Annotated in this window: 2 protein-coding genes; both read left to right on the plus strand. The window is 76.3% G+C overall.

Annotation, left to right across the window (positions count from 1 at the left end):
• Nucleotides 1–47 precede the first annotated feature (47 nt).
• Entirely contained in the window at nucleotides 48–10,490 is a 10,443-nt protein-coding gene (locus tag AC068A_RS32305; protein WP_478589828.1) for a type I polyketide synthase, read from the plus strand.
• A gap of 69 nt (nucleotides 10,491–10,559) precedes the next feature.
• Nucleotides 10,560–12,595 (plus strand): type I polyketide synthase (locus tag AC068A_RS32310; RefSeq protein WP_478589829.1); only part of this gene is annotated, 2,036 nt, incomplete at its 3' end.

Consider the following 12,595-nt stretch of genomic DNA (forward strand, 5'->3'; position numbering starts at 1 on the left):
GCCGAATCCCGCATGCATTCCGCATTCCTCCAGGAGGTGACGTTCCAGTGGCCGGCACGAACGAAGAAAAGCTTCTCGAAAACCTGAAGTGGATGACCACGGAGCTCCGGCGGGCCCGCCGCCGCCTCCAGGAGGTCGAGCAGGACGCCCGTGAGCCCCTCGCCATCGTCGCGATGAGCTGCCGCTTCCCCGGCGGCGTACGGTCCCCCGAGGACCTGTGGCGCCTGGTGTCCGAGGGCGGTGACGCCATCACCGGATTCCCCGACGACCGCGGCTGGGACATCGCCTCCCTCGCCGACCCCGACCCCGACCGCAAGGGCACCTTCTACAACACGGGCGGCGGATTCCTCGACGACGCCACCGTGTTCGACCCCGGATTCTTCGGCATATCGCCGCGCGAGGCCCTCGCCATGGACCCGCAGCAGCGCCAGATCCTCGAAACCTCGTGGGAGGTGTTCGAGCGCGCCGGAATCGACCCGGCGTCCGTGCGCGGCAGCCGCACCGGCGTCTACATCGGCGCCGGCGCCATGGGGTACGGGGCCGACCTGAAGGAGGTTCCGGAGGGCCTCGAAGGACTGCTCCTGACCGGTGGCGCCACCAGCGTGCTGTCGGGCCGGGTCAGCTACGTCCTCGGCCTGGAGGGCCCCGCCGCCACCATCGACACGGCCTGCTCGTCCTCGCTGGTCGCCCTGCACCTGGCCACCCAGGCCCTGCGGGCGCGGGAGTGCTCGCTCGCCCTGGTCGGCGGCGTGTGCGTGATGCCGAGCCCCGACGTGTTCGTCGAGTTCAGCCGCCAGCGCGGCCTCGCCGCCGACGGCCGCTGCAAGTCCTTCGCCGCGGCCGCCGACGGCACCGGCTGGTCCGAGGGCGTCGGCGTCCTGCTCGTGGAGCGGCTGTCGGACGCCCGCCGCAACGGGCACCCCGTGCTGGCCGTCGTCCGGGGCTCCGCCGTCAACCAGGACGGCGCCAGCAACGGCCTCACCGCCCCCAACGGGCCGTCCCAGCAGCGCGTCATCCGCCAGGCGCTCGAGAACGCCCGCCTCTCGGCCGCCGAGATCGACGCGGTGGAGGCCCACGGCACCGGCACCCGGCTGGGTGACCCCATCGAGGCGCAGGCGCTGCTCGCCACGTACGGCCAGGACCGCCCCGCCGGCCGGCCGCTCCGCCTCGGATCCCTCAAGTCGAACCTCGGGCACACCCAGGCCGCCGCCGGCGTCGCCGGCATCATCAAAATGGTCATGGCGATGCGGCACGGCGTCCTCCCGCAGACCCTCCACGTCGACGAGCCGACCCCCGACGTCGACTGGTCGGCGGGAGCGGTGTCGCTGCTCACCGAGCCCATGCCCTGGCCCGAGACCGGGTCCCCGCGCCGCGCGGCCGTGTCCGCCTTCGGCGTCAGCGGCACCAACGCGCACACCGTCATCGAGCAGGCCCCCGAGGAGGAAGCGCCGGGCGAGCAGCAGGAACCCGCCGCGGCTCCGGCCCCGGCCCCGGCCCCGGCCCCGGTCGTGCCCGCCGTGCTGCCGTGGACCCTGTCGGGCCGGAGCGCCGCCGCGCTGCGCGCCCAGGCCGACCGGCTGATCGCCGCCCGGGCGCAGGGCGCCGCCGGCCGCTCGGCCCTCGACCTCGGCCACTCGCTCGCCACCACCCGCGGCGCCCTGGAACACCGCGCGGTGCTCCTCGGCCGTACGGACGACGACCTCGACACCGCCCTCGCCGCCCTCGCCGCCGGCGAGGAGGCCGCGGGCCTGGTCACCGGCACCGCGGCCGAGGGCAAGACCGCGTTCCTCTTCACCGGGCAGGGCAGCCAGCGCCTGGACACGGGCCGCGAACTGTACGACACCCACCCGGTGTTCGCGGACGCGCTCGACGCGGTGTGCGGCCGCCTCGACCCGTTCCTCGAACTGCCCCTGAAGGAGGTTCTGTTCGGATCGGACGCGGATCTCCTGGACCGGACCGGGTACGCGCAGCCGGCCCTGTTCGCGGTCGAGGTCGCGCTGTTCCGGCTGATGGAGAGCTGGGGCCTGCGGCCGGACGCCGTCGCCGGACACTCCATCGGCGAGATCGCCGCCGCGCACGTGGCGGGCGTGCTGTCCCTCGACCACGCGTGTGCGCTGGTCGCCGCCCGGGCCAGGCTGATGCAGGAACTGCCCGTGGGCGGCGCCATGATCGCCGTCCAGGCCTCGGAGGACGAGGTCCTGCCGCTGCTGACCGACCGGGTGGGCATCGCCGCCGTCAACGGCCCCCGCTCGGTCGTGGTCGCCGGTGACGAGGACGCGGCCGTCGCCGTCGCGTCCGGTTTCGAGGCACAGGGCCGCAAGACCAAGCGCCTCTCCGTCAGCCATGCCTTCCACTCGCCCCGCATGGACGGCATGCTCGACGCCTTCCGCCGGGTGGCGCAGGGGCTCACGTACCAGGACCCGCAGATCCCGGTGGTGTCCTGCCTGACCGGCTCTCTCGTCACCGGCGAGATGGGCTCGGCCGACTTCTGGGTGCGGCACGTCCGGGAGGCGGTCCGCTTCCTCGACGGCGTCCGCGCCCTGGAGGCGGCCGGTGTGACGACGTACGTCGAACTCGGGCCCGAAGGGGTGCTGTCCGCACTCGCCCAGGAATGCGTCACCGGCGAGGGCGCCGCCTTCGTCCCCGCGCTGCGCGCCGGGCGGCCCGAGCCGGAGACGGCCCTCGCCGCCCTCGCCCGCGCCCACGCCCGCGGCGCCGCCGTCGACTGGCCGGCGTTCTTCGCCGGCACCGGCGCCCGGCGCATCGACCTGCCCACCTACGCCTTCCAGCACGAGCGCTACTGGCTGGAACCCGGCGCCACCACGGCCGGCGACGTGAGCGTGGCCGGACTCGACCCGGCCGTGCACCCGCTGCTCGGCGCCGCCGTCACCCTCGCCGGCTCCGGCCGCGTGCTGTGCACCGGCCGGCTCTCCCTGCGCACCCAGCCCTGGCTCGCCGACCACACCCTCGCCGGCACGGCGGTGCTGCCGGCCGCCGCGTTCGTCGAACTCGCCGTACGCGCCGGCGACCGGGCCGACTGCGGCCACGTCGTAGAGCTGGAGCTCGACGCCCCGCTCGCGCTGCCCGCCGACGGCGGCGGCGTACGGGTCCAGGTACTCGTCGAGAACCCCGACGAGCAAGGCAGCCGGGCCTTCACCATCTCCGCCCGACCGGAGAACGGCGCCGGCGACCTCGGCGAGGACGGCGGCTGGACCAGCCACGCCCGCGGCGTCCTCGCCCCCGGTGCGCCGGACACGGCGTCCCCCGCCCCGTCCGGCCTCACCGCGTGGCCGCCCGCCGGAGCCGAACCCCTCGACATCGGCCACCTGTACGACGACGCCGCCGACGCCGACCTCCGGCGCGGCCCGCTGTTCCGGGCCGTGGAGGCGGCCTGGTTCCTGGACGGCGAGTACTTCGCGCAGGTCCGCCTGCCCGAAGGCGGGCCGCAGGGCGCCGGGTTCGGACTGCACCCGGCGCTGCTGGACGCCGCAGCGCACGCCGCGACCGCCCTGGCGGCCGACGGCCCGGACGCCGACGGCCGCGATGCGGGCGTCGGCCCCGGCAGCATCTGGTCGGACGTCACCCTGCACGCGGTCGGCGCGGGCGCCCTGCGCGTCCGTATCCGGCCGGCCGCCGGCGGCTCCGCCGGCCCGGCGTTCGCCCTGGACCTCGCCGACGACCACGGCGACCCGGTGGCCACCGTCGGCCGCCTGGCCCCGCAGCCCTTCACGGCCCCCGCCGCCGGCGGCTCCCCGCAGCCCGTACCGGCCGTGGTGCGCGAGGCGCTGTTCCAGCTCGACTGGACGCCGCTGCCGCTGCCGCAGCCGCGGCCGCTGCCGGGCACCACCGGTGCGGCGGCCGAGCCGTCCGGCGGCTGGGCCGTGCTCGGCCCCGTCGGGTTCGGCCCGGCCACCCGCTACGCCGACCTGGCGGAGCTGACCGCGGCCGTCGACGCCGGGGCCCCCGTACCGGCGAACGTCCTGGCCCCCTTCCCCCGGCAGGCCGCCGGCACCGGCCCGGACGCCCTGCGCGGGGCCACGCACCGGGCGCTGGCCCTGGTGCACGCCTGGCTGGCCGACGACCGGTTCGCGGCCTCCCGCCTGGTCGTGCTGACCAGCGGCGCGGTCGCCGGTCCCGGCGGGGGCGGCGAAGACCTGCCGCACGCCGCCGTCCGTGGCCTGCTGCGTTCCGCGGAGACCGAGAACCCCGGCCGCTTCGTCCTCGCCGACGTCCCCGGCCTCTCCGACCCGGCGGTGCTCTCCGACCCGGCCGGTGCGGCCGTCCTCGCCGCGGCCCTCGCCTCCGGCGAGCCGGAGCTGCTGCTGCGCGACGGAGCCGTCCACGTCCCCCGGCTGCGCCGCACCCGCCTGACCGGCCCGGCCGGCGGTGCCGCCGTCGACCCGGACGGCACCGCCCTGATCACCGGCGGCTCCGGCACCCTCGCCGGGATCGTCGCCCGCCACCTCGTCACCGCCCACGGCGTGCGCCGGCTGCTGCTGCTCGGCCGCCGCGGCGCCGACGCCCCCGGGGCCGCCGAACGCAGCGCGGAACTCGCCGCGCTGGGGGCCGAGGTCACCTGGGCCGCCTGCGACGCCGCCGACCGCGACGGCCTGGCCGCCGTCCTGTCCGCGATCCCCGCCGAGCACCCCCTCACCACCGTCGTCCACACGGCGGGCGTCCTCGACGACGGCGTGATCGGCTCCCTCACCCCCGAACGCCTGGACACGGTCCTGCAGGGGAAGGCCGTCGCCGCCCTCCACCTGCACGAGCTGACCCGCGACCTGCCGGTCACGGCGTTCGTCCTCTACTCCGCCGCCGCCGGCACCCTCGGCAGCGCCGGCCAGGCCAACTACGCGTGCGCCAACGTCCTCTTGGACGCCCTCGCCGAGCACCGCCACCAGCAGGGCCTGCCCGCCACGGCGCTGGCCTGGGGCCTGTGGGCCGACACCAGCGGCATGACCGGCGGACTCGACGAGGCCCAGCTGCGCCGCATGGAGCAGCAGGGCATGGGCGCCCTCTCCGCCGCCGACGGCATGGCCCTGCTCGACGCCGCACTGGCCTCCGGCCGGCCCGCCCTCGTACCCGCCCGACTGAACCCGGCCGCCCTCCGCGAGGCTGCCGCGCCCGGCCCGGTCGCCCCCGTGTTCCGGGAGCTCCTGGGCCCGGCGGGACGCCGTACCGCACGCACCCGTACCGACGGCGGCACCCCGCTCGCCGAACGGCTCGCCGGCCTCACCCGGCCCGAACAGGACCGCGTCCTGCTCGACCTGGTACGGGCACAGGTCGCTGCCGTACTCGGCCATGCCTCGGCCGAACACATCGAGCCCGCCAAGGCGTTCAAGGACCTCGGCTTCGACTCGCTGACCGCCGTCGAGCTCCGCAACCGGCTCGGCGCGGCCACCGGTCTGCGCCTGGCCAGCACCCTCGTCTTCGACTACCCGACGCCCACGGCGCTCGCCCGCCGACTGCGCACCGAACTCCTCGGCGAGGAGGACGAGTTCGACCGCGCTGCGGAATCGGGCACGGCCGGGGCGGCCGCCGCCGACGACCCCATCGCGATCGTCGCCATGAGCTGCCGCTACCCCGGGGGCGTCCGCACCCCCGAGGAGCTGTGGCGGCTCGTCGAGACCGGCGGCGACGCCATCGCCGGACTCCCCGGCAACCGCGGCTGGGACACCGCCGAACTGCGCGCCGCGGAGGACGGCCACGGCCGCGCCTTCCAGGGCGGATTCCTCTACGACGCCGACTCCTTCGACGCCGACTTCTTCGGGATCTCGCCGCGCGAGGCCCTGGCCATGGACCCGCAGCAGCGGCTCCTGCTGGAAGCCTCCTGGGAGGCGGTCGAGCGGGCCGGCATCGACCCCTCGACGCTGCGCGGCAGCCGGGCCGGCGTCTTCGTCGGCGCCTCCTACACCGGCTACGACGCCCAGCTGGAGCGGTCCGCTGACGCGGACGGCGTCCTCGGCCACGTGATGACCGGCAATGCGGGCAGCGTCATGTCCGGCCGCGTCGCCTACGCCCTGGGCCTGGAGGGCCCGGCCGTCACCGTCGACACCGCCTGCTCGTCCTCGCTGGTCGCCCTGCACTGGGCGATCCAGGCGCTGCGGGCCGGTGAGTGCGGCCTGGCGCTCGCGGGCGGTGTGACGGTCATGTCGACGCCGGGCACCTTCAGCGAGTTCAGCCATCAGGGCGGGCTCGCCCCCGACGGCCGCTGCAAGGCGTTCGCCGCCGCGGCGGACGGCACGGGCTGGGGTGAGGGCGTCGGCGTGCTGCTCGTGGAGCGGCTGTCGGACGCCCGGCGCAACGGACACCCGGTGCTGGCGGTCGTGCGCGGTTCCGCCGTGAACCAGGACGGTGCGAGCAACGGCCTGACGGCGCCCAACGGGCCCGCGCAGCAGCGCGTGATCCGTGCCGCCCTCGCGAGCGCGGGCCTGTCCGCCACTGACGTGGACGCGGTCGAGGCGCACGGCACCGGCACGCGGCTGGGTGACCCGATCGAGGCGCAGGCGCTGCTGGCCACGTACGGCCAGGACCGGCCGGCCGACCAGCCGCTGCTGCTCGGCTCGATCAAGTCCAACATCGGGCACACGCAGGCGGCCGCCGGTGTCGCGGGTGTCATCAAGATGGTCATGGCGATGCGCCACGGGCTGCTGCCGCAGACCCTGCACGTGGACGAGCCCACCCCGCACGTGGACTGGTCGACGGGCGACATCGCCCTGCTGACGGAGGCCACGGCCTGGCCGGATACCAGTCGGCCGCGGCGCGCCGCGGTGTCCTCGTTCGGCATCAGCGGCACCAACGCCCACACCGTCATCGAGCAGGCCCCCGAGCCCGCGGACCGGCCCGCGCCGACGCCGACGGCCTCGGCCACCGGGCCGTTCCCCTACCTCCTGTCGGCCGGGAACCCCCAGGCGCTCCGCGCCCAGGCCGCCCGGCTGCTCCCCGTCGCCGAAGCCGGTGGCGAGAACGGCTCCGGTCTCATCGACCTGGCGTACTCCCTGGCCACCGGCCGCGCAGGCCTCGAACACCGGGCGGCGTTCGCCGCCGCCGACCGCGCGGGCCTGCTCGGCGCGCTCACCGCCCTCGCGGCCGGCGAACAGACCCCGGGCCTGATCCGCGGGTCGGCGACCGGCGGCCGGCTGGCGTTCCTGTTCACCGGTCAGGGCAGCCAGCGCCTGGGCATGGGCCGCGAGCTGTACGACGCCCACCCCGTGTTCGCGGCCGCGCTGGACGCGGTCTGCGAACGGTTCGACACACAGCTCGAACTGCCGCTGAAGGACGTGCTGTTCGGCACCGACGCCGGTCTGCTGGACCGGACGGAGTACACCCAGCCGGCCCTGTTCGCCGTCGAGGTCGCCCTGTTCCGGCTCGTGGAGAGCCGGGGCCTGAAGCCGGACTTCCTGTCCGGCCACTCGATCGGCGAGGTCGCCGCCGCGCACGTCGCCGGGGTGCTGTCCCTGGACGACGCGTGCACCCTGGTCGCGGCCCGCGGGCGCCTGATGCAGGCGCTGCCCGCCGGCGGCGCGATGATCGCCGTGCAGGCTTCGGAGGACGAGGTCGCGCCGCTGCTCACCGACCGGGTGGGCATCGCCGCGGTCAACGGCCCGCAGTCGGTGGTCATCGCCGGCGACGAGGACGCGGCGGCCGCCGTCGCCGCGTCGTTCTCCGGCCGCAAGACCAAGCGGCTCGCCGTCAGCCACGCCTTCCACTCGCCGCACATGGACGGCATGCTCGACGCCTTCCGCAAGGTCGCCGAGGGGCTCACGTACGCGGCCCCGCGCATCCCGGTCGTGTCCAACCTGACCGGCGCCCTGATCATCGACGAGATGGCCTCCGCCGACTTCTGGGTCCGGCACGTCCGCGACTGCGTCCGCTTCCTCGACGGCGTCCGCGCCCTGGAGGCCGCCGGCGTCACGGCGTACCTCGAACTCGGGCCCGACGCAGTGCTCTCCGCCCTCGCCCAGGACTGCGTGACCGAGGACGCCGTGTTCGTGCCCGTCCTGCGCACGGGCCGCCCCGAGGCCGAGACCGTCGTCACCGCACTCGCCCAGGCCCATGTCCACGGCGCCGACGTCGACTGGTCGGCGTACTACGCCGGCACCGGCGCCCGCCGCGTCGACCTGCCCACCTACCCCTTCCGGCCGCGGCGCCACTGGCCCGAGCCCGCCGCCGCGCGCGCGGGCGGGGCGGCTCAGGGCGGCCCGGCCGTGACCGAGGCCGACGCCCGGTTCTGGGATGTCGTCGAGCGGGCCGACCTGACCGCGCTCGCCGCCGAGTTCGCCATCGACGGCGACGAGCCGATCGGCAGCGCCCTGCCCGCCCTCTCCGCCTGGCGGCGCGGCCGGCAGGCCCAGGCGCAGGCCGACTCCCTGCTCTACCGCGTCACCTGGCAGCCGTGGACCGGCAGCCGGGACACCGCAGCAGCCCCCGCCGGCACCTGGCTGGTGGCCGTACCGGCCCCGCAGGCGGACGACCCGTGGGTCCGCGCCCTGACCGACCGCATGCGCGACGGCGGCGCCCGGATCCTGCCGCTCCCGCTCGACACCGCCGACAGCGACCCGGCCGTGCTGCGGGCCCGCCTGGACGAGCGGCTGCGCGAGACGGCAGCGGCCGCTGCCGGGCCGGAGCCGGTCACCGGCATCCTGTCGCTCCTCGCGCTCGACGAGCGGCCGCACCCGGAGCACCCCGGAGTGCCCGTCGGGCTCGCCCTCACCCACGCCCTCGCCTCCGTGCTCACCGAACCGGGCGCGGACCCCGGCTGCGCCGACGCCCCCCTGTGGTGCGTCACCCGCGACGCCGTCGCCGCCGCCCCCGGCGACACCCTCGGCGGCGCCGCCCAGTCCCAGGTCTGGGGCCTGGGCCGGGTCCTCGCCCTGGAGCACCCCGCCCGCTGGGGCGGACTCGTCGACCTGCCCGAGGTGTGCGACGAGCGCACCCTGTCCCGGCTCACCGACGCCCTCACCGGCGCCGGCGACGAGGACCAGCTGGCGATCCGCCCCGCCGGCACCCTCGTACGCCGCCTCGACCGGGCCACCCCCGCCGACAACGGCTCCACCGCCCGGTGGACCCCGCGCGGCACCGTGCTCGTCACCGGCGGCACGGGCGCGCTCGGCCGCCACGTGGCCCGGCGCCTCGCCGAACGCGGCGCGGAACGCCTCGTCCTCGTCAGCCGCAGCGGCGCCGACGCGCCCGGCGCCGCCGAGACCCGTACGGAGCTCGAAGCGCTCGGCGCGGCCGTGACCCTCGCCGCCTGCGACGTCACCGACCGGGACGCGCTCGGAGCGCTCGTCGCACGCCTTGCGGCCGACGGCACCCCGGTGCGCGCCGTGGTCCATGCCGCGGGCGTCTCCCAGCCCCCCGGCACCGGCACCGACCTGCCCGGGTTCGCCCGGGTCCTCACCGCCAAGACCGCCGGCGCCGTCCACCTCGACGCGCTGTTCGACGCGCCGGACTCCCTCGACGCGTTCGTCCTCTTCGCGTCCATCGCCGGCACCTGGGGCAGCGGCGGCCAGGGGGCGTACGCGGCCGCGAACACCTTCCTCGACGCGCTCGCCGAACGCCGCGCCGCCCGCGGGCTCGCCGCCACGGCGATCGCCTGGGGACCGTGGGCCGACGGCGGCATGGCCGCCGAAGGCGACGCCGAGGAGCAGCTCACCCGGCGCGGACTGCCGCCCGTGGCCCCGGCGACGAACCTGCTGGCGCTGGAACGCGCCCTGGCGGGCCCGGACACGGCGGTGACCGTCGCCGACGTCGACTGGGCGCGGTTCGCGCCGGTGTTCGCCGCGGCCCGGCCCCGCCCGCTCATCGGCGACCTGCCCGAGGTACGCGCCGCACTGCGCCAGGACCCGGCGACCGGAAGCACGGCCACGGCCGGCGACCCGTCCGCGGACCTGCTCCGGCGGCTGGCCGAACTGTCCGGGGACGACCGCGACACCGCCCTCCTCGACCTCGTGCGCGAGCACGCGGCCGCGGCCCTCGGCCACCCGTCCGCCGACGCCGTCGCACCCGACCGGGCGTTCAAGGACCTCGGCTTCGACTCCCTGACCGCGGTCGACCTGCGCAACCGCCTCGGCACCGCGTGCGGGCTGCGGCTGCCGTCCAGCCTCGTCTTCGATTACCCCAACCCGCAGGCCCTGACCCGCCACCTGCTGCGCACCCTCTTCACCGAGGGGACCGGCGGTGCCGCGGCCGGCGCGCCCGGCGGGGCAGCAGACCCGGACGCCGACCCGCAGGACGCCGAGCTGCGCCGGACGCTGGCCGCCATCCCCCTGGGCCGCATACGCGCCGCAGGACTCCTCGACACCCTCCTCCGGCTCGCCGGACCCGACACCCCGGCCGCCGCCGACACCGCCGGCCCGGACACCGCCGACCCGGTCGCGTCCATCGACACGATGGACCTCCAGGACCTCCTCGACCTCGCCCTCGACGGCGGTGGCGGCCCCGAGGACGACGACACCCCCGGCAACACGACCAGCAACAGCAACTTCTGACGTGCCCGAAGTGCGGAGCAAATGATGACCACCCCGAACGAAAAAGTCGTTGAAGCGCTGCGGGCCTCCCTGAAGGAAACCGAGCGGCTGCGCCGCCGGAACCAGGAGCTCACCGACGCCTCCCGCGAACCCGTCGCGATCGTCGGCATGAGCTGCCGCTTCCCCGGCGGAGTCGGCTCGCCCGAGGACCTGTGGAAGCTCGTCGAGAGCGGCGGCGACGCCATCTCGGGCTTCCCCGCCGACCGCGGCTGGGACGTCGAGTCGCTGTACGACCCCGACCCGGACCACCCCGGCACCACCTACGCCCGCCACGGCGGATTCCTCTACGGGGCCCCCGAGTTCGACCCGGTCTTCTTCGGGATCTCCCCGCGCGAGGCCCTCGCCATGGACCCGCAGCAGCGGCTCCTCCTGGAGACCACCTGGGAGGTCTTCGAACGGGCCGGCATCGACCCGGCGACCCTGCGCGGCAGCCGGGCCGGGGTCTTCGTCGGCGCGTCCGCCAATGCGTACGGCGCCGGCTCGGGCGACCTGCCCGACGGGGTGGAGGGGCACCTCCTCACCGGTACCGCCTCCAGCGTGGTCTCCGGCCGCCTCGCCTACGTGTTCGGGCTGGAGGGCCCCGCCGCCACCGTCGACACGGCCTGCTCGTCCTCCTCCGTCGCGCTGCACATGGCCGTCCAGGCCCTCCGCCAGGGCGAGTGCTCCCTGGCGGTGGCCGCCGGCGTGACCGTCCTCGCCGGGCCGGACGTCTTCGTCGAGTTCAGCCGCCAGCGCGGCCTGTCGCCCGACGGCCGCTGCAAGTCCTTCGCCGAGGCCGCGGACGGCACCGGCTGGTCGGAGGGCGTCGGCGTGCTGCTCGTGGAACGCCTGTCCGACGCCCGCCGCAACGGCCACCGGATCCTGGCCCTCGTCCGCGGCTCGGCCGTCAACCAGGACGGCGCCAGCAACGGCCTCACCGCCCCCAACGGGCCCGCCCAGCAGCGCGTCATCCGCCAAGCCCTCGAAAGCGCCCGCCTCACCCCCGACGACATCGACGCCGTCGAGGCCCACGGCACCGGCACCACCCTGGGCGACCCCATCGAGGCCCAGGCACTGCTCGCCACGTACGGCCAGGACCGCCCCGCGGACCGGCCGCTGTGGCTCGGCTCCCTGAAGTCGAACATCGGGCACACCCAGAACACCGCCGGCATCGCCGGCATCATCAAGATGGTCATGGCGATGCGGCACGGAGTCCTGCCGAAGACCCTGCACATCGACGCGCCGACCTCACACGTCGACTGGGAGGCCGGAGCGGTCTCCCTGCTCACCGAGCAGCGGCCGTGGCCGGAAACCGGGCGTCCGTACCGGGCCGGCGTCTCCGCGTTCGGCGTCAGCGGCACCAACGTCCACACCATCATCGAGCAGGCGCCGGAGGCCGACCGCGCCCCGGAGCAGCAGCCCCGGGACACCGCACCCCCGGCGGCGGCGCAGGCCGTGCCGTGGCTCCTCTCGGCGAAGGGCCGGGACGCCCTGCGCGAGCAGGCGGCACGGCTGCTCGCGTACGCCCGGGAACACGACGGGACCGCGCCGCTCGACATCGCCTGGTCCCTGACGGCGGGCCGGGCGCAGTTCGAGGACCGCGCCGCGGTCGTGGCGGCGGACCGTGAGGGCCTGCTCGCCGGTCTGGCGGCGCTGGCGGAGGGCGGTTCCGCGGCGGGCGCGGTGACGGGCTCGCCGGCCGGCGGGAAGGTCGCCTTCCTGTTCACCGGCCAGGGCAGCCAGCGCCTCGGCATGGGCCGCGAGCTGTACGAGACCCGGCCGGTGTTCGCGGCCGCGCTGGACGCGGTCTGCGAGCGGCTGGAACTCCCGCTGAAGGAGGCCCTGTTCGGATCGGACGCGGAGCTCCTGGACCGGACCGAGTACACCCAGCCCGCCCTGTTCGCGCTCGAGGTGGCGCTGTTCCGCCTGGTCGAGTCCTGGGGCCTGAAGCCGGACTTCGTGGCCGGGCACTCGATCGGCGAGGTCGCGGCCGCCCATGTGGCCGGGGTGCTGTCGCTGGACGACGCGTGTGCGCTGGTCGCGGCGCGCGGCCGGCTGATGCAGGCGCTCCCGGCGGGCGGTGTGAT

This window comes from Streptomyces sp. NPDC043854 (assembly GCF_056436005.1).